Origin of the sequence: Paenibacillus rigui, from assembly GCF_002234615.1 — a bacterium.
Lineage (GTDB): Bacteria > Bacillota > Bacilli > Paenibacillales > NBRC-103111 > Paenibacillus_S > Paenibacillus_S rigui.
The window spans coordinates 62,095-81,006 of the sequence record NZ_NMQW01000008.1; the positions used below are offsets into that span (position 1 = coordinate 62,095).

The following is an 18,912-nucleotide window of genomic DNA, read 5'->3' on the forward strand; positions in this document are numbered from 1 at the left end:
GGTTCGTTACGGTTCTCTTATGGAAGTAAAGTTTGGGGACGGGTGGATTCAAGGGCGGTACGAAGGAAGCTCGGCGCAAGACGCCTCGATACGATTTCATTCCGCCGGCGACGAGGTGCTGTATATTCGCGAGGGTCATTTGGTACGAATCAAGAGATCCGTTGTGTAGGCATGGAGCCTTCGAAGAGGCACGTTTGAATTGGGCTGGAAGGCAAGAGGTACAATATCGGGTTATGTCCGGCGTATGGCTGGTTGCATAGAAGCTATTGAACCGATAAACCGGGGGTTAACCGCAGTGTTTGGGGGGATCGCGGAATAAAGTTAATTATAAGGTATAGCAATTCACAATGGTACGGGACATAATGGGGGCAGCTATTGAACATCGACAATTGATGAGAGAGAGGGTCACCCATGAAGAAGAAACAAACGGCAATGACGATGAGCGGTATCCTGCTTCTAACTACAGCTTTAACGGCCTGCGGCGGGGATAAGGCAGCGGATGGAGGCAGTAAAGGACCGGCTGAGGATAACAAGCCGTATCCGATTACCCTGGTGGTCAATCAGGTCGGAGAAATCCCGCTCAAGGACAATGATATGGAGAAAGCGATCAAAGCGTATACGAATACGGATTTGCAAATTCAGTGGATTCCTTCGTCCGCCTACGATGAGAAGGTCAACGTGATGATCGCCTCAGGCGAGCTGCCATCGCTGATTAAACTGAATTATACGCCTACGGTCATCGGTACCTTGAAATCCGATCAATTTTGGGAGATTGGCCCTTACTTGAAGGATTACAAGAACCTGAATGCACAAAACAAGCAATTTTACGATAATATTTCGGTCAACGGGAAAATCTACGGCGTTCCGTTGTTCCGGGATCTTGGCCGCGCCGTAGTTCACTACCGCAAAGATTGGCTGGATACGCTCGGACTGCAGCCGCCTAAATCGTTGGATGACTGGTACAACGTCATTAAAGGGATCTCGCTCGGCGATCCGGATAAGAACGGCAAAAATGATACATTGGGATTCATGATGGATAAAAAATACAACCAGGATTCAGGCTCCACGCTTACCCGGCTATCGGTGGCCCAAGGCGGACCGAACAAATGGCAAAACGATAACGGAACCTTTACGCCCGAGTTTATGACGGAGCCGTTCTTCCAAACGATGAAGCTGTTCAAACGGTTATACGATGAAAAGCTGATCAACCAGGATTTTGCGGTGGTCGATTCGACAGAAGTCACCAAAGCGTATGAATCCGGCCGGGCCGGCATTCAAATTAGCGGAGGCAACGCCCAAAGCTGGATGGATAAGCTGGTGAAGGTCGTGCCGAACGCCGTGGTGGATGCCGCGCCGCTGGAAGGCCCTAACGGCAGAAGGCTGCCGGGAGAAAGCGGGAATAACGGCTTCCTCGCGATTCCGAAAGCATCCGTTAAAACGGAGGCGGAACTGAAGAAGGTGCTGAAATTCGTCGATCAGCTGATGGATCCGAAGATGGCGACGCTGCTTGTCAAAGGAATCGAGGGGCGGCATTGGGCGGATAAAGGCGAATTCACGGAAGTGCTGGACCGCGATGCGGACGTGAAGGAAGTCAAGCCTTACCGCGATAACCTGCCGCAGCGCAATGAATATTACAATATTGCCAAGCCTGCCAAGCAGCCTGACCTGTTCCGTAAAAATACGAGCATCGGTAAATCGAATGAGCAATTTATCGTACCGAACCCGGTATTAACCCTGGATTCGCAAACGTTTGCGGAGCGGGGCAAAGAGCTGGAGCAAATGATTACGGACGCCGAAACGAAATTCATCATGGGTAAAATTGATGAAGCCGGATGGAAGGCTGAAATCGAGAAGTGGAGAAAGGCCGGCGGCGACAAGCTGGCTCAGGAATACAAGGAAGCTTACCTGAAGACGAAGAAATAGGGTCTGAACTGCAAGGAGGCAAGCATGGAACCCGAGAGGTATGGTATGCTGGATGTGGCATTGTCAGTCCAAGTGCAGACTATAGACCGTTAGGGGGCTTCATCCCATGTATGAGCATCTCGTCAGCTTCAAATTCAATGAAAAATTCCAGCCGGGTATGGAGGCGCAGCTGCTCGAAACGCTGCTGTCCTTCAAAGGACGCATACCCGGGATCGTCGAACTGACAGCAGGAGTCAACGTCACCGAAGAAACCGGTAATATGCACGGCTACACGCTCGGGCTTCGGGTTACCTTCACCGATCAGGAGGCATTGCGCCAATACGGCCCGCATCCGATGCACCAGCAATTTGTCGGTATGCTGGATGGGATCCTCGACAATGTGGTCGTGGTTGATTATCCGATTGTAAAATGACAATTATGCAAAAAAAGAACGCAGGCCGCGTTGGCCTGCGTTCAGTCTGTTGGGAAAACTCAACAGGCTTTTTTTACTTTAGGAAATGATGCGACTTATTTTCCTAACGGATAACGAGGGGCTCCCCCGAATTACGCTCCCAATATCAGAAACGTTTGGCAACTTCCTTAGCATGTGCCATTGCTTTTTCTTTAATAGCTGGAGCTTGCTCTAATGATGCCGTCCCTTCAACAAAAATGGCCTCAATAGATTGAATCCCATAGAACTGTAAAACTTTATTAAGATAGCTGTATCCCATTTCAATAGGAGCAAGTGGACCCTCCGAATAAACAGAACCGCTAGCTTGAATGTGTAAGGCTTTCTTGCCGGACAACAGACCTACAGGACCATTTTCGGTATATTTGAAAGTCTTGCCCGGAATTGAAGTCGCATCTGTGTATGCTTTCAAAACCGGCGGGATCGAGAAATTCCACATGGGGGAAACATACACGTATTTATCAGCAGCCACAAATTGATCAACAACCGCCTCAAGACGAGCTACTTTTGATTTCTCCGCTTCCGACAGTTGATCGAAAGCCGAGCCTGACCGAAGCTTTCCCCAACCACGTAAAACATCGGCATCGAATTGCGGAATATTCTCTTTGTACAGATCCAAATGAACAACTTCATCTGTTGGATTGGCTTCACGGTACGCTTCAATAAATTTCGCGCCTACCGCGAGGCTGAAAGATGACTGAGGATCAAGGGGATGTGCGGTGATGTACAGTACAGTTGCCATTAATTAAAACTTCCCTTCTGTAATTAGAATCATTACACTTCTAGGGCTGATCATATACTATATATATTTTTATGTGAAGTAGGCACAATCATGTTGTATAGTATTAAAAAAGGTACTGTAATGGAGGCCAACGTATGCAAAAGAACCCTGTCCAATGTCAATTCGTTGTGGCGCTGGATTCGATCGTCGGCAAATGGAAGCCGATTATCCTTTATCATTTGCTTCAAGGTAAACCTTTGCGTTTCAATGAGCTAAGGAGATTGCTGCCCGATATCACGCAAAGGATGCTTACGCTCCATCTGCGCGAATTGGAGGAGGAAGAGATCGTTAAACGAGTTATTTATCCGCAAATCCCGCCGAAAGTGGAATACTCCATCACGGAATACGGCAAGAGCCTGTCCCCGATTTTGGAAACCTTACATCAATGGGGAGCGGCCCATCTCGAGCGAAAGCAGCTCAAAGAGGCAAAAAATGAACAAACAGAAACGGACTAGCGTTCGACATTACGCTGATCCGTTTCATTCAATAGAAGATGTAAAAATAAAAAGAAAAGAGGTAAAAAAAATTGCATTTATTTTACAAGCCCCTTATCTATAATGGCTTTATATGGAAGGAGAAGATGTATTGGTCAAATAGTGCGCTCATCTGGTATCGCTTACAATTCATTGCGCTTATCCAGGAGAGGAGAGGATAAATTGATGAGAGCATGAGCCGGCTGAAGACCGAAAGGCACCGGCTGAACGCAGCGATACGTATATAAACGAGTTTAATTGAAAGCGTATTCTGAATACGTTTTCTGAATTCGCTTTCCAGGCGTGAATGACTTTTTATACTATGACACAGAATGGAGTGAGGCAATGAGTCAAAGTAGGATCCTAAAGAGAGGTATTGCATTGGTATTGGCGGCTTCTCTCACAATTCCATTTATTCCGGCTTTACCTGTAAAAGCTGCCGATCCGGCGCCACAGGTCGTTACGATTGACGCTAACGCTGTCGACACCAACCCAGTCAACACGTTTAAAGGCTACGGCGCCGTATCTGCCAACAATACGTCCCGCTTACTGCTGGATTATAAGGAAGAGCACCCGGATCAATACTGGCAAATCATGAATTTGCTGTTCAATCAGGATACCGGAGCCGGCATCACGCACATTAAGGTAGAAATGGGTAACGACTCCAACACGTCGTCCGGTACCGAGCCGGCAACCAAGCGTTCTGCGGATGAACCGGCCAACGTTCGCCGTGGAGCAGGCTTTGTATTTGCAGCGGATGCCAAGAAGATCAATCCTAACATCAAGGTTAGCATTCTGCGCTGGACCGAGCCGAACTGGGTTCAGCCTTGGAGTGACGGCAACTCTGCCGATCCGACGCTTCCGGCAACTCAAGCAGCTTATGAGCGCTTGTACAAGTGGTATAAGGAGACGGCCATCGCGTTGAAGGACACCTACGGCTACACGCTCGATTACATCAATCCGGACCGTAACGAAACGAGCACGCCGAATGTGAATTTCATTAAGTGGTTCGCAAACCGGATGCATCAAGATTCCGATTTCCCGAACTACGATAAAATTAAGATCGTCGCCTCCGACGAGAACACTACACTGAACATTCCGGACCGAATGCTGGCTGATGCCGACCTAATGAAGGCAGTCGATGTTATGGCCTATCACTATAACATGGCCACCAGTGCCAACTATGTGAAGGTCAATCAGGATAATCAGAAGGAAGTTTGGTACAGCGAGGGCGTGGCTCCGCAGACCTGGTCCCAATACCGGGTGAATTACGACCAACCGTTCGGAGGCCCAGGCAGTGCGCTGGACGTGGCCGGCCGATTTATCGGTATGTACACTCAAGGCAAACGGACCCATTATATGTTCCAGCCTGCCGTCTCCGCTTTCTACAGCGGTGGACAATACAGCAGCAAAGAGCTCGTTTCCGCCAAAGATCCGTGGTCGGGGCATTACACGATCGATGTTGGCGTAAATACCGTGCAGCATTTCACCCAGTTTGCGGCTAAAGACTGGTTGTACTCCAATGCCAGTGCAGCCGTCATTGGAAACAGAGGCAATAGCGAAATGGACGGTAACGCAACCGGCGCTGAATATAATCGGCTAGTCCTGATCAGCCCGGACAAGAAGGATTTTTCCGGCGTACTGGTCAACGACAGCGACCGTGTGGCTAGTTTCCAATTTGATGTGAAGAACAATATCGTAAACTCCGGCAGTCCGGCACAGGTTTGGGAAACTCGCGGACCGGATAACGGGCAAGAGTACGACGCGAACTGGTACCAACGACTCGCTGACATTACGCCGGTACCGAACGGGACTTTGGACGGGTATACGTACAATCTTACAGTGAAACCGCACTCTATGGTCAGTTTAACGAGTACGGTGAATAACCCGAATACTGATCATCCACGTACACCGTATACGCGCAACAACACGATTCCAGCGCAAAGCGTTTTGGATGTACCCGGCAGCAACCCTGCCCTTCTCTATGAGGACGATTTCGAATACAGCGGATATCCGACTGTTGACGGTTTAAGCTACCTGGCACGCCGTGGCGGTACGCCACGATATACGAACGACCAAGGGGGCGCTTTCGAGGTTTACGAAGGCATTGGCAAGGACGGCTCCAACGGCTTAAGGCAAATGATCCATTCAGGCATCAAACCGGGTACATGGGCTACGACTCCTTTTTCGTTTACGGTGTTAGGCGATGAGCGTTGGACCAACTATGCCGCATCCATAGACTTCAAGATGGATATGGACCCAACGCGCACAGGGGAAAACTACGTTGCTCTAGGCGTACGCCATAAGCTGCAGGGAACGACGGCCGATTCGGAATCCGGCTATAAATTCCGGGTTTATGCCGACGGCACGTGGCGGTTGATTCGTGAAACGACTACGTTGACAAGCGGCAGCCTCACCGGCTTCGATCCTAAGGTATGGCACAGGTTCTCGGTAAAAGCCGTGAACAATATCATTACAGCTTCGTTGGACGATAAGGTTATCACCAATTATCTTGACAATGGCAGCACAGGTACGCTGCTTTCTGGTCAAGTAATGCTTCAAACCAGCCTGCGAACGTCGGTATTCGACAATTTGAAAGTGGAAGCCGTGAACGGCTACGCGCCTTATGCAAAGGAGCGGGTAGACGATCTGGATTCCCGTGTTGCGTACCACGAGGGCAACTTCCCTTGGAGCCACAGTGTGTCCGGCGGTTACGCGCGTATTCATCGGACCTTGACCACAAGCGGCGCGACGATTACGCCGATGAGCAATCTTACGAAAGTAGAGGGTACGCTAAACCGGTGGTATTTGGTGCGAAATGATGGTAATACGTTAGCATGGAGCTCCAATACCGCCAATGCTTGGGCAGGCGATAACGGCAGCTACGCTTCCTTGACCTTTAACGGAACCGGCGTAACGGTATACGGCATCGGGCAAGGCTCCGGTTCCGTCGCCCGAATGGATGTTTATTTAGACGATTTTGGCAAAGGCTACAACCATGATGTATCGAAAAGAGTCGCCACCAATGTTGCCTACGCAGGTAACACTTCCAGCCAAGTCATTTACCAGGTAAACGGACTCGCGCCCGGTACGCATACGGTGAAAATTGTTAAAACCGGTGCAGCCAGCGGCTCCGGCAATACGATGTCCATTGAGAAGGCAGTGGTTACACCATCTTCGGACAGCAATGAACTCACGTACCTGCAGCTGCCGTTCACCGGTACCGGCTTCAGCCTGTTGGGCGATACCGCTACGGTTACCCTTGATGTATATGTAGACGGTACCTCTGTCGGATCGAATGTTGTAATCCCGGCCGTAACCGGCAAACGTACGGAAAGCTATTCGTACAGCGGATTGCCCAATGGTCCTCACACGTTAAGATTAATGGTGAAAAGCGGAAGCTTTAGTGTAGACGCAATCGATATTTTGGGCGACATCTACGGTAATGTTACGAAAACGGCCTTGAGCGATTTGATCGCAAAGGTAAGCAGCTATCAGGAAGTGGACTATATCGCGGCGGATTGGACTGCATTCACGAACGCTTTGAATACGGCACAAGCGCTGCTGGCGAATCCATCGGCTACCCAATCGGCTATTGATCTTGCCACGAATTCGCTGCAAACGGCAGTTGACTCGATGAGGCTGAAGAAGCAGCCCGTAGCCTTGACGGGTACGATCCCAGCAGTAGTTGCGACCAAAGTCGGCAGCTCGGTTGCGGGACTTCCAACGACCGTTAAAGTAACCCTTGCGGACGGTACCACAGATGCAGATGCGAATATCGTATGGCAGAACAATACGGCTGACCGGTTCACCGTTCCCTACTCAGCCGTACAGGTTAAGGGTGAAATTGTCGGCGGTAAAAATCTTTACGTAACTGTTCAGGCAGAGGTTATACCGGAAGGTTTAGTTTACTTCCTGGATCCCGGTATCAGCACTTCCACCGTAACGTCTTCGTATACCGCAGTCAAAAATTTGGCAGGTACCGATCTGCTTAACGATAAAGCCGATCAGCTGACCAGCAGCGATACGGTTTGGGGGCATACGAACGCAGCTGCCAGCTATTCCTACAAAGGATTAGGCGGCAGCATAGTCGAAACGGACAAGAGTCAGACAGGCGTTTATACGGCGAACACGAAGGATACTCCGCTGGTCTATGTACTTCCTTTGAAGGCTGGCAAGTATACGATCACTTCCTTCCATCGGGACTGGTGGAATATCAGCAACCGCACGATGGATGTGAGTCTCAGCTATGTGGATGCCGATGGAAACACGGTAACCAAGACGATTAAAACCGGCATGATAGCAGGAACTGACGGAGTGACGGTTGCTTACGATTTCGATCTTCCGTTGGACGCGACAGTTAAGTATAAAATTAATAATACGTACGCTCAAGCTGCACTGATCAGCTATTTAGGTGTAGCAAAAAGAACGGCCATTGCAGCCGATCTGCAGGCTGTATCCAACGCCAAAACCATCATGGAGACTGCAACCTACAGCGTGAATAAAGCAACGGCCAATACGGAAGCGGATGTCAAAAGTTGGCTTCAGCAAACCTTTGCCAATTTGAACGGTATGAGCGCAACCGGCGTTACGATTGGCGACTTGGCGATGACCTCGTTCCAAGCGGCAACCGATAGCATAAACGGCAGCTTTGCTTTTACGGCCGCCCTGGCGAAAGGTGAAGCTCAAGGAACGGCAGCAGTTGTCGGAACCATTACGACATCTGATACGACGAAGCCGGTGATTACGCTCACAGGAAATGCAACGGTCAATGTAACGGTGGGTGCCAGCTACACGGATGCGGGAGCGACGGCTACCGACAACGTGGACAGCGACATTACCAGCCGGATCGTAACGACTATAACCAGCAACGGAAACCCAGTAGCGGCTGTGGATACCTCCGTACCTGGTACCTACACGTATCATTATAATGTAAGTGATGCTGCAGGCAATGCGGCTGAGGAAATCACAAGAACGGTCCATGTTTTAGCTGGACCGGATACGGTTAAACCCGTCATCACGCTGATCGGCGATGCAACGGTCAACTTGGCAATCGGGGCAGGCTATACCGATGCGGGTGTTAAGGCGGTTGACGATCATGACGGCGATATTACGAACCGCACGGTAACGACCATTACCTACAACGGTAATCTGACCTCGTCCATCAGTACGGTGGTTCAGGCAACCTACATCTATCATTACAATGTAAGTGATACCGCAGGCAATGCGGCCAATGAAGTGATAAGAACGGTCAACGTAACAGCGGCTCCGGTAATGGATACAGTGAAACCGGTGATTACACTGAATGGGGACGCAACGGTTCAGTTGATCGCTGGCGCCACCTATGCCGACGTCGGTGCCAGCGCAATGGACGACCGTGATGGAAGCATTACGGACCATATCGTAACCACGATTACGAAGAATGGTACCGTCGTAACGGCAATCGATACTTCGTCTGCAGGCACCTACACCTATCACTACAATGTGCGCGATGCAGCAGGCAATGCGGCTGATGAAGTGACAAGAACTGTAGTAGTAGCTGCAGTAGTTAACAACAATAATAAGGGCAATAAGCACAACTCGAGCTCGTCAACGGTGCCTTCCGTTACGACAACGCCTCAGCAGCCGACTTCGACGCAAATGTTGAGCAAGGACGATTTGAAGGCAACGACTGCGGGTCAATTCACTGCACAAATTACAGACGGTAAAGATTCGGTACTGCTTCCTAGCAATGTTTTGGAAATCATTGGAGACAAGTCGCTTCATTTAGTTCAGAAGGATGTGACGATCAATATTTCCAATGAAGTATTGAAGAATATCCAGACAGCGGTATCCGGAGATCAAGCTCAAGGAGCGCGAATCTATATCTCGGCAGCCGTAGCATCGAAGGATGAAGTGAAAGATGTCTTGAATAAATCTGGACTTAACGGTTCGGTTCACTTCTCTCCTGCAAGTGAGATGTATGACTTGGCCGTACATGTCGTAACGGCAGACGGCGCCAAGGTGGCGGTAACAACGCTGGTCGATCCAGTGGTTGTTACGTTTAGAATCGATCCGAAGGCGGATCCCGACTTGCTGGGTGTCTATGAAGTCGGGTCAAACGGCACCCTCTATTACCGTGGCGGAACCTTGGAAACAGACGGAACGATGACCGCGAAGGTTGATCGTCTCAATCAGTACGTCGTGCTGGAGTATAACAAGCAATTCACAGACGTGAAAGAAACCTTCTGGGCGAACGACGTCATTACGAAAATGGCAGCCAAGCACGTGATCGAAGGCGTGACCGATGCTGAATTTAACCCGCATGGCAACGTGACGAGAGCAGAATACTCGGCGATGATTGCGCGGGCGCTTGGTCTCGAGCCAGCAGCAGCTTCTGGTTCCAGCTTCAAAGACGTAGGCACTAACGATTGGTATTCTGGGGTTGTCGCTGTATTAACCCAAGCGGGTATCGTGACGGGTCGCAGCACGGATTCCTTCGAGCCGAATGCCAATATCACCCGTGAGGAAATGGCTGTGATCGCCGCTCATGCCTACGAGTTTGCAACCGGCAAGAAGGCTTCACCAGGAAAAGAATCCACGTTTGCTGATTCGAATCAAATTTCCGCATGGGCACAAAATTCGGTCGGCATTGCGCAAGAAATCGGCTTACTGAAAGGGCGAGACAACAACCAATTCGCACCTCAAGAAAAGATGACGCGGGCAGAAAGCGCACAAGTGATGTTCAACCTGCTGAAAAGCATGAAGCAAAAATAAATAACTTCCGTTAGGTTTACAAGCAAGCAGCTCTTCCCTATGACTAGGGGAGGACTGCTTGTCTCGTTTTAGGTTATTTTCAAGACAGGGATGTCCGTCTTATATAGTCAAATCACATTTTCACAATATATGCGGCGCCATTCATCTGAAAGGGAACGGACCAGAGCCCTTTCCCTGGACCCACTATGAGCCATCCTCGGCTGGCTTTGCCACGATTTGCTTGGGAATTGAACAAGATACGATAAAGATAGGGTGAAATCGGCAAGAAACGCTAAGTTTCTTTGGGGCAAATATGCTAAGGTAAATTAGGGCTGCAGCAAGATTGTAAGCGATTGCCGATCATGGCACGCGAGGGCTTCACCCGCATTTACCTTACTACTGAAGGAGGATTACAAAGCAATGAATACTACCTGGTCTGTAGCTATGGCTGATTCTTTTATGCAAAAATATCCGATCGTCTCCGACATGCCTTTTCAGAAAAGAAGATGCTGGAATTACGAGAATGGCTGCGCATTAACGATGCTCGAGCGCGTTTATCGTGTCACTGGAGACGAGCGTTACTATCAATATATTAAAGAAAATATGGATCTGTTTATCAAGCCGGACGGCACTATCGATACGTATGAGCTGAACGAGTACAACGTCGATATGATTAACCAAGGCAAGTCACTGTTTATGCTGTATGAGAAAACAGGCGAGGAGAAGTACAAGAAAGCGATCGAGCTGCTCGTCACCCAGCTGAAGGGCCATCCCCGGACAAGCGAGGGCGGCCTGTGGCATAAGAAAATTTACCCGTTCCAAATGTGGCTCGACGGTGTGTACATGACTTCCCCGCTGCTGGCGGCTTACGCCCAGCTGACCAACGAGCACGAATGGTATGACGACGTAGCGAACGAAATTTTGCTGATGGAGAAAGTATCCCGCGATCCGGTGACCGGTTTGCTGTATCACGGTTGGGATGAAACGAAAGAAGAACGCTGGGCGAATAACGAAACAGGCTGCTCCCCGCATTTCTGGGGTCGTGCGATCGGCTGGTATGTGATGGCTATCGTCGATGTATTGGATTATTTGCCGCTGGACCATCCAAAACGGGGGCAGATCGTAGGTATCTTCTACCGTTTGGCGCAAGCGATTATCAAATATCAGGACGCGGAGTCCGGGATGTGGTATCAAATTATGGATCAGGGCGACCGCAAAGGCAATTATTTGGAAGCTTCCGCGTCTGCGATGTTCGTATGTGCACTGGCTAAGGGTGCACGCCATGGTTATTTGGGCAAGGATGCGCTGGAGGCGGCGAGACGGGGTCATGCAGGCCTGCTTGAGCGCTGTGTAGGCAAAGGCGAGGATGGAGCTTATTACCTCGATTATATTTGCAGTGTGGCGGGGCTCGGCAACAAGCCTTACCGCGACGGCTCCTTCGCTTATTATATCAGCGAACCGACACGCAGAGACGATCCGAAGGGCTATGCGCCGTTCGTTATGGCATGCGTAGAAATTGAGGCTACAGCTTCCAGATAACATGGGAGGAAAGGCGGGAATCGAACATGACTTGGAACCCGGATGCGTATTTGGAACGATTGTATACGGCAGCAGGCACACAACGGCTGGCTTTTCAAGCAGGAAGCCGGGAGTCGTGGCAGGCATGGCGAAGTGAGCTGAAGGAGAAGCTGATCGAATCGCTCGGCGGTTGGGGCGATACGATTCAGGATCCGTCGCCGCGGCTGCTGGAGCGTGTTGAGTATGAGGATTACGTACGCGAGCGGATCGAGCTCCAAACTGCGGAGTCGCTGACGATGCCCGTCTATGTGCTGCTCCCCAAAGGAAAGCAGGGGAAGCTGCCGGTCGTTGTCGGCTGTCACGGCCATGGCTATGGCAGCAAGTCTGCTGTCGGTCTGCTGCCGAACGGGGATGAGGCCGGAGACGATCCGAACGTGCACCATAAATTCGGCGTCGCGCTGGTAAAGCGCGGCTTCGCCGTCATTGTCCCTGAGCTGCTCGGCTTCGGTGACCGCAAGCTGGAGCAGGAGGTTATCGTCAATCGGGATACGAATTCGTGCTTCCCGATCGGCGTATTCCTGATGATGCTCGGCAAGACGATTGCCGGCATGCGCATTCAGGAAACGATGGCTGCGATCGACTATGTATCGACACGCCCGGAGATCGATGCCTCTCGCATCGGCATCTTCGGCTTGTCCGGCGGCGGGCTCGTGGCCGCCTTCACGGCTGCGCTCGATGAACGTATTCGTGCAGCGGTGGTGAGCTGCTACACGAATACGTTTTACGATAGCATTTTGCATCGTCGTCATTGCATCGACAATTACATTCCGGGCATTCTCCGCTATGCCGAGATGCCGGATTTGATCGGCCTGACTGCGCCGAGGGCACTGTTCATCGAGGCGGGGGAGCGGGACCAGCTGTTCCCGCTGCACGGCACGAAGAAGGCGCTGGCAAAGCTGGAGCAGGTATATACTGCTGCGGGTGTGCCGGATCAGCTGGCTTCCCACCTGTTCCCCGGCGGGCATGAGGTGTGCGGCGAGCAATCATACGCCTGGCTGGAGCGGCAGCTGCAACTCCGCAGGGAGACCTAAGGCTGCAAGCAAAGCCTTGCCGATAATCATTAGTTGGAACCTGTTGAGGCCGCTCCCATGCGAAGCATGGGCGTGGCCTTGAATTTTGTTGAACGAATGGGAAGTAGTTTAGTGGAGAAGAATGGATATGAAAAATGACGATCACTAGGGGTACTCCTTGTGGTCGCCTTTTATTTTTAATGGGTTAGCTAAAATGCTCCAATATGATCTTTCCTATGGTTTTTCCCGACTCGATTTTTGGCATGTGCCAGCTTCAGGTTATCGGGTTGATCGGGGACAGTTTCTGATTAAGCTCTACCGGGCACGATAGTCGAGAGCATGCCGCATGGCAGCTCCTCGTTTCCGCAAACTCCACACATGAAATTGTCGTATCAGAAAATTTGTTGGGCCGCATTTGAAGTTGTTATGCTGCTCAAATGATTACATAGCTGCCGCGTCAATTGGTGATGTTCGGAAAGCCGCTAAATCCGCTTTCCGCCCAAAGATCCCCCAATTTTCTTCGGGGACTTCGTGAATGATGATATAGACGGGGATGAGGTCAGAAGTGCCGAGCTGCCGTCCGAAAATTGCGCTAGCTCCTTCGACCAGCCTCATTTTGGCGCCGCTGTCTAAACCGCCCTCAATGACGAAGATCTGCACGCTGACAACATTCGTTGTCGCTTCTTCTTCTCCCATAAAGACAGTATCCTGATCGTAAAGATTAAAATAGGTCCAAACCGTACTTTTGACGAAGGGTGACTTTGGCAAGGTTTCGCATTCAAGAGCAAAATCTGTAAGTTCTCCGACAATGGCTCGCCGTGCCTTCAAATCGAACGCAGCTTCAGGTGCGTGAACAATAATCATTGGCATTGTATTTTCCTTTCCTTAGACATATTATGAGGCCGCCGCATCTCCACGCAGCGGCCTCTGACAACTAGAAGGAAGGTGCTTTGCGGCCATTACTAGCCATCAGATGTTCTGGCCGCCCGAGACCTCGATTCTCTGCGCATTAACCCAGCGATTGTCGGAACCGAGTAAGCTGGCGACTGCGGGACCAATGTCGTCGGGTACGCCGACACGACCAAGGGCAACCATCGCGGCAAATGCGTCATTGTAAGCAGGCGTATCGCGTACAGCACCGCCTAGAAAATCGGTTTCGATTGCACCAGGTGCAATGGTATTAGCGGTGATACCGCGATGACCGAGTTCTTTAGCCATATAGATGGTTAGAATCTCGACCGCTCCCTTCGCCGCAGAGTAGGCGGAGAATCCGGGATAAGATACACGAGTGAGACCTGATGAGAAATTCACAATACGGCCACCATCCGCAAGAAGCGGCAGAAGGGTCTGAGTCAAGAAAAACACGCCCTTGACGTGCACATTGAACAAGCTGTCGAACTGAGCTTCTGTTGTTTCGGCGAAGTCTATCATTTCTCCGTGGCCGGCATTGTTCACCAGGTGATTGAAAGTGGGGCTATCCCAAGTAGAATGCAAGGTCGAACGGACTGTCTTAGCAAAAGCCGCAAAGCTGGCGATGTTTCCAACATCGAGTTGTAGAGCGACTGCTTTACGCCCCAGAGCTTCGATTTCAGCAACAACAGACTTTGCTTCTTCTACTTGGCTGCGGTAGGTCAGGATGACATCACCGCCATGACGTGCAATACTGATGGCAGTATTGCGACCAAGTCCGCGGCTGCCCCCAGTGACGATTGAGATGTTTGTCATTGTAACTTCATCCTCTCAAGAATCTTTATTAATTACACTGTTATCATAAGAGATAAAGTTTACTTGAAGTCAAGGCTTTTTTGATGAAATAATAAGTATATAATTGAACAGAGGAATTCTTTGTTTTAATCCTATTTATATCATTATTTACAGCTAAAATACGGCTAATTTAATTAGAAAAGCCAAGGAATTATTTAAAGTATACTTTAATAGAAGGGGATGAAGGTTTATTTATGTTGACAATAAAAGAAGTAACTGAATTGACAGGAATAGCGGCTCCCACACTTCGATATTACGAAAAGGAGGGGCTGCTTCCACATGTGAAGAGAAATGAAAATGGGAAGCGGTTGTATGATGAAGAAGATTTAAGCTGGATACACTTTGTTACTGCACTTCGGGCAACAGGAATGCCGATTGCCCAAATTCAGAAGTATGTATACTTGTATAAAGAAGGGGACTCGACGATTTCGGAACGAAAAAGGATGATGCTATATCATAAAAAAGATATTGAGAGGAGTATAAGGGAACTATATTTAAATTTGGACAAAATAAACTATAAACTTGCTCTATATGATGTATTAGAATCACAGATTGAACGGACTAGCATCAAAATTTGACTTAAGCCTGTTTCCGAAACGCATACGGTATCAGCGTACACGTCAATAGCCCAGGCCTATCATTGTACTTGGACTGTTATAGATTCTATCACGAAGTCCTCAGTGGAATAGACGATGACCAAGTCAAAACGGCTCCAGTGACTTCGGATCACGGGGATCCTCAGCGAGGCAAGATAACAGAGGATGCTTGCGTGAGCAGACGGGTTAACAGTTCTTCATCCAATCTGTTGTCCGGAGAAAAGCTAAAAAGCTGACGTCTGCTGCTTACAGACGCCAGCTTTTTAGCTTTTTAAGGAAGATCAATAAGCATTTCGCCAGTTACTGAATAAATTTCCTGAATTGTAAAATAATAAACCTGTGTCAACAGGAGGTGATATATTGAAACACATGGTTAGGCAACAAATAGCTGCAGAAGCAGGGATTACGGAACATCAGGCAGAAAAAGCAGCAGAAGCTCTTTTAGGCTATTTTAAAACTAGATTACCTGAAGAGATCAACAGCGAATTATACAACTCGATTATTGGCGAAGATAATCATGACTAACTCCCGTTTGGGAGTTTTTTACGCTTGTTTTCATAATTATGTGGCACCCCAATAGGTGCATGGATGGGCCCATGACGGCAGCGGGACGGAAGGTTGGGGTTGAGAAAAAGGTACCGCCAGATCCGCAACGCGAAAGGTCGATCAACGAACGTACAGGTATGAAGCCATTAGGACTTGGGGGCTCCCAGGTCTTTTTTCTTGGGCAAGCAACCAGTTTTTCCCTCCGCGCATAGTGTATAGTATCACTGAATTGGAGGAGATTTTCGAAATGGCATACAACCCTTACAGCTATACTTACGGACAGTATCCATATGGGCAATACCCTGTAACACAATACCCTGGCCAGTATCCGGTAGGTTATCCGGTCCCTATACCCATTCCTTATTCAACATGGGGTTTTCCATACAGTGGATGGTATAGCGGGCATTGGTACGGCGGTCATGGAAATTGGCATGACTGGAACGGCGGGCATGGCGGCGGTCATACGAGTCACGGCCACCATGGCGGTCACGGAGGACACCGGTCATCGAAATCCTCCAAGTCTTCGAAAAAGTAAAATGATCATGAAAAGAAGGGAGCCGGACTTGTTCCGGTCTCTTTTTTCATTAGCCGGAAAATGCTGCCCGATCAACTTGCCATCCGGCGGCTTTTCCTTTATTTTAATAAGAAACGAATGAAAGGGAAGTGCATTGCTCAATGAGAACAGAAAATCAAATTAAACGCAAATTGAACGAGCTTCAAATGCAAAAACAAACGCTCGCCTCCAGAAAGGCCGAGTTGCAGAGCCAGGCGGCGCAGGACGATAACGCTATCCAATCCATCACTTTGCAAGTTGAGCATGTGGAAGATATGATCCTGCTGCTGGAATGGGTGCTGAATGCACCGATGGGCAGCTATCACGGCTAACAGACTGCTGGGATCAAGCATCCAGGACAGACGGCCCTCCTTTTTCTTGGTTATCTCGGAGCCGATTCGGGTAATAACGAGGAAAAAGAGGAGGGAATCACCATGAATACGATTCGCGTGGGGGTTGTGGGCACTGGTTTTTCGGCGCAAGCGCATATTGAAGCGTTACGAAGGATCCCGCTGGTAGAGGTATGGGGCATCCTGGGGAGCTCGCCCGAGAAGAGCAGAGCCGCGGCGCGCAAGCATAACATCCCGATGGCCTACGACTCACTGGACGAGCTTCTTGCGGATTCGGATATTCGAGCCATCCATAACTGCACGCCGAATGCGCTGCATTATGAGGTGAGCCGAAGGGCCATTCTGGCCGGTAAGCATCTGCTGTCCGAAAAGCCGTTGGCTGTAAATAGCCAGCAGTCCGCCGAGCTGCTGAAGCTGGCCACGGAGAGGGAGGTTACCTGCGGAGTTTGTTTTAATTACCGGCATTATCCAATGGTTTCCCAAGTCAAGGAAATGTTGCATACGCAGGAGCAGGGGACGGTTAACCTCGTCTACGGCGGTTATTTGCAGGACTGGCTGCTGCTGGAAACCGATTACAGCTGGCGGCTGGACTCCGAGAAGAACGGGCCCTCAAGGGCGATTGCCGATATCGGCTCACATTGGTGCGATACGATACAGTATGTGCTGCAGCGGAGCATTACCGAAGTAATGGCCGATCTCAAAATCGTCCATCCCGTTCGGCTCAAGCCAGCGGAAGGTCCGCAAACGTTCGCTGCTCTGGAGGAGGATGCGGAGCGGGAGGAAGTGGCGATTGAGACTGAGGATTACGGCAGTGTACTCATTCATATGGAGGGGGGCATCCAAGGGGTATTCACTGTTTCCCAGGTCGCGGCGGGCCGCAAGAACAACCTGCATTTCGAAATATCAACCGACAGCGCATCGTTTGCGTGGGATCAGGAATCGCCCAATCAGCTGTGGGTGGGCAAGCGGGAGCAGTCCAACGAGCAGCTGCTCCGCGATCCCGATTTATTGCTGAAGAAATCGGCAGCTTTGGCTCATTATCCTGGAGGGCATCAGGAGGGCTGGCCGGACGGGTTGAAAAACCTGTGCAACGACTTTTACCAAAAGGTGTTGAATCAGAAGTATAGAAGCTCCTTTGCAACCTTGGCGGACGGACACCGCATCATGCTGCTTATCGAGGCGATTCTTGAGAGCGCGCGGGAAAGAAGATGGGTTTCCGTTCCCAAGTTTGAATAGAGGGAAGTGAAGGAAAGACATGTCTTGAGCCGGTTACGGCAGGCATGTCATTTTTTTGTTTTCGGGTGAGGAGAGAGCAGCTGTAGTTGATTTGTTGTTGAACAAAAGGGAAAATAATACAATTACACCAATGTCAAAATAAAGGAATTTATCATTCGTTATTGAACTGTTTATTACCGACTAAATATCGGATTACAAGATTAAAATAGGATGGGTGAAAATGAAGTGTGGAAAATTTTCCAGTTGGTATGCTTGAGTCTTGTGCTCACTTTTACAACAATGGATACTCAAATTTATGCTTCGCTAGTAAAAACATCCGCGGATTTCAAAGATCTTACTAATATGGATGATATAACGAAAGCGAAAATTGACAAATGGTTATCTCTTGGATTAATACAAGGGGTGTCGGAAGACCAGTTCGGCATAAAAGATACCATATCCCGCGCTGAGTTCGCCAAGATCGTGGCTCTTACGGTAAGATTGAAAATAGATACCACTTTGAAAAAATCAAGCTTCATTGATGTGGAGGCAGATGATCTGAAGTATGGTGATTTACTTCCCTATATAGAAGCACTTCGCCAAGCTGGCATTACCAATGGTGTTGATCAGGATCGGTTCGATCCTAGAGGCGAAGTGACTAAAGAGCAGTTCGCTGTTTTTTTAATCCGTAGTCAAGCTAAAGATGCAGAGGGAAGACAAACAGAGGGAACAGCCGATGCAACGGTGTCTCCTTATGCAAAAGGGTATGTGGCATTGGCGTTGAATTTGTTTCCGAATTTAAATTCTGACGGCCCCTATTACGGTTCTGCCCCCATTACCCGTCAAATGGTCCTCCTCGGGTTAGATGTTCTTACGATAAGTTATTGAGGATGCCACTAATAATTTTTGAATGCTCATTGTTCATCAATAATATTAAGTA

The 18,912-nt window shown here is 49.5% G+C and carries 15 protein-coding genes; 12 read left to right on the forward strand and 3 right to left on the reverse strand.

Going from position 1 to position 18,912, the window contains the following annotated elements:
• The first annotated feature begins 411 nt into the window (after positions 1 to 411).
• Both CF651_RS05585 and CF651_RS05590 read left to right on the forward strand, forming a co-directional pair.
• A complete protein-coding gene (locus tag CF651_RS05585) occupies positions 412 to 1,923 on the forward strand; it encodes an extracellular solute-binding protein (protein WP_094013873.1) in 1,512 nt (503 codons plus the stop codon).
• A 106-nt stretch (positions 1,924 to 2,029) separates the two neighbouring features.
• Positions 2,030 to 2,335 carry a Dabb family protein gene (locus CF651_RS05590; RefSeq protein ID WP_094013874.1) on the forward strand — a complete coding sequence of 102 codons (306 nt, stop codon included), beginning with the start codon at positions 2,030 to 2,032 and terminating at the stop codon, positions 2,333 to 2,335.
• A 145-nt stretch (positions 2,336 to 2,480) separates the two neighbouring features.
• Here CF651_RS05590 and CF651_RS05595 read toward each other — a convergent pair whose 3' ends face one another.
• Positions 2,481 to 3,113 carry an FMN-dependent NADH-azoreductase gene (locus CF651_RS05595; protein ID WP_094013875.1) on the reverse strand — a complete coding sequence of 211 codons (633 nt, stop codon included), beginning with the start codon at positions 3,111 to 3,113 and terminating at the stop codon, positions 2,481 to 2,483.
• Between the two features lie 134 nt (positions 3,114 to 3,247).
• On the opposite strand from CF651_RS05595, the gene CF651_RS05600 reads away from it, so the two are divergent.
• From CF651_RS05600 to CF651_RS05615, 4 genes are all read left to right on the forward strand, one after another.
• Positions 3,248 to 3,607 (forward strand): winged helix-turn-helix transcriptional regulator, encoded by a 360-nt coding sequence (locus CF651_RS05600; RefSeq protein WP_094013876.1) that lies wholly within the window; start codon positions 3,248 to 3,250, stop codon positions 3,605 to 3,607.
• A 363-nt stretch (positions 3,608 to 3,970) separates the two neighbouring features.
• A complete protein-coding gene (locus tag CF651_RS05605; protein ID WP_094013877.1) occupies positions 3,971 to 10,381 on the forward strand; it encodes an immunoglobulin-like domain-containing protein in 6,411 nt (2,136 codons plus the stop codon).
• 399 nt (positions 10,382 to 10,780) lie between these two features.
• The gene (locus CF651_RS05610; protein ID WP_094013878.1) at positions 10,781 to 11,899 is read left to right on the forward strand and encodes a glycoside hydrolase family 88/105 protein; all 1,119 of its coding nucleotides are present in this window, start codon (positions 10,781 to 10,783) and stop codon (positions 11,897 to 11,899) included.
• A gap of 26 nt (positions 11,900 to 11,925) precedes the next feature.
• Complete coding sequence (locus tag CF651_RS05615; protein WP_094013879.1) at positions 11,926 to 12,969, forward strand: dienelactone hydrolase family protein; 1,044 nt, start codon at positions 11,926 to 11,928, stop codon at positions 12,967 to 12,969.
• A gap of 420 nt (positions 12,970 to 13,389) precedes the next feature.
• Here the strand turns inward: CF651_RS05615 and CF651_RS05620 are convergent, their stop codons facing one another.
• Positions 13,390 to 13,818, reverse strand: a complete 429-nt coding sequence (locus CF651_RS05620) for a tautomerase family protein (RefSeq protein WP_245855722.1) — start codon at positions 13,816 to 13,818, stop codon at positions 13,390 to 13,392.
• A 99-nt stretch (positions 13,819 to 13,917) separates the two neighbouring features.
• A complete protein-coding gene (locus CF651_RS05625) occupies positions 13,918 to 14,673 on the reverse strand; it encodes an SDR family NAD(P)-dependent oxidoreductase (RefSeq protein WP_094013880.1) in 756 nt (251 codons plus the stop codon).
• A 233-nt stretch (positions 14,674 to 14,906) separates the two neighbouring features.
• On the opposite strand from CF651_RS05625, the gene CF651_RS05630 reads away from it, so the two are divergent.
• The 6 genes from CF651_RS05630 to CF651_RS05650 all read left to right on the forward strand — a co-directional run bounded on the left by CF651_RS05630 (position 14,907) and on the right by CF651_RS05650 (position 18,860).
• Positions 14,907 to 15,290, forward strand: coding sequence for a MerR family transcriptional regulator (locus CF651_RS05630; RefSeq protein ID WP_094013881.1), 384 nt, complete (start codon positions 14,907 to 14,909; stop codon positions 15,288 to 15,290).
• Positions 15,291 to 15,668: 378 nt separating this feature from the next.
• Entirely contained in the window at positions 15,669 to 15,833 is a 165-nt protein-coding gene (locus CF651_RS31895; protein WP_144029021.1) for a DUF2780 domain-containing protein, read from the forward strand.
• Positions 15,834 to 16,240: 407 nt separating this feature from the next.
• Positions 16,241 to 16,510 carry a hypothetical protein gene (locus tag CF651_RS05635; RefSeq protein WP_094013882.1) on the forward strand — a complete coding sequence of 90 codons (270 nt, stop codon included), beginning with the start codon at positions 16,241 to 16,243 and terminating at the stop codon, positions 16,508 to 16,510.
• Between the two features lie 19 nt (positions 16,511 to 16,529).
• Positions 16,530 to 16,739, forward strand: a complete 210-nt coding sequence (locus tag CF651_RS05640; RefSeq protein WP_094013883.1) for a hypothetical protein — start codon at positions 16,530 to 16,532, stop codon at positions 16,737 to 16,739.
• A 102-nt stretch (positions 16,740 to 16,841) separates the two neighbouring features.
• Positions 16,842 to 17,993 carry a Gfo/Idh/MocA family protein gene (locus CF651_RS05645; RefSeq protein ID WP_094013884.1) on the forward strand — a complete coding sequence of 384 codons (1,152 nt, stop codon included), beginning with the start codon at positions 16,842 to 16,844 and terminating at the stop codon, positions 17,991 to 17,993.
• Between the two features lie 210 nt (positions 17,994 to 18,203).
• Positions 18,204 to 18,860 (forward strand): S-layer homology domain-containing protein, encoded by a 657-nt coding sequence (locus CF651_RS05650; RefSeq protein WP_094013885.1) that lies wholly within the window; start codon positions 18,204 to 18,206, stop codon positions 18,858 to 18,860.
• The last annotated feature ends 52 nt before the right edge of the window (positions 18,861 to 18,912 follow it).

Bases quoted from the DNA above. Each gene is read 5' to 3' on its own strand.
- CF651_RS05615 (WP_094013879.1), top strand. From the start codon at position 11,926: ATGACTTGGAACCCGGATGCGTATTTGGAACGATTGTATACGGCAGCA.
- CF651_RS05610 (WP_094013878.1), top strand. From the start codon at position 10,781: ATGAATACTACCTGGTCTGTAGCTATGGCTGATTCTTTTATGCAAAAA.
- CF651_RS05605 (WP_094013877.1), top strand. From the start codon at position 3,971: ATGAGTCAAAGTAGGATCCTAAAGAGAGGTATTGCATTGGTATTGGCG.
- CF651_RS05595 (WP_094013875.1), bottom strand. From the start codon at position 3,113: ATGGCAACTGTACTGTACATCACCGCACATCCCCTTGATCCTCAGTCA.
- CF651_RS05640 (WP_094013883.1), top strand. From the start codon at position 16,530: ATGAGAACAGAAAATCAAATTAAACGCAAATTGAACGAGCTTCAAATG.
- CF651_RS05590 (WP_094013874.1), top strand. From the start codon at position 2,030: ATGTATGAGCATCTCGTCAGCTTCAAATTCAATGAAAAATTCCAGCCG.
- CF651_RS05625 (WP_094013880.1), bottom strand. From the start codon at position 14,673: ATGACAAACATCTCAATCGTCACTGGGGGCAGCCGCGGACTTGGTCGC.
- CF651_RS05620 (WP_245855722.1), bottom strand. From the start codon at position 13,818: ATGCCAATGATTATTGTTCACGCACCTGAAGCTGCGTTCGATTTGAAG.
- CF651_RS05650 (WP_094013885.1), top strand. From the start codon at position 18,204: ATGGGTGAAAATGAAGTGTGGAAAATTTTCCAGTTGGTATGCTTGAGT.
- CF651_RS05630 (WP_094013881.1), top strand. From the start codon at position 14,907: ATGTTGACAATAAAAGAAGTAACTGAATTGACAGGAATAGCGGCTCCC.
- CF651_RS05645 (WP_094013884.1), top strand. From the start codon at position 16,842: ATGAATACGATTCGCGTGGGGGTTGTGGGCACTGGTTTTTCGGCGCAA.
- CF651_RS05585 (WP_094013873.1), top strand. From the start codon at position 412: ATGAAGAAGAAACAAACGGCAATGACGATGAGCGGTATCCTGCTTCTA.
- CF651_RS05600 (WP_094013876.1), top strand. From the start codon at position 3,248: ATGCAAAAGAACCCTGTCCAATGTCAATTCGTTGTGGCGCTGGATTCG.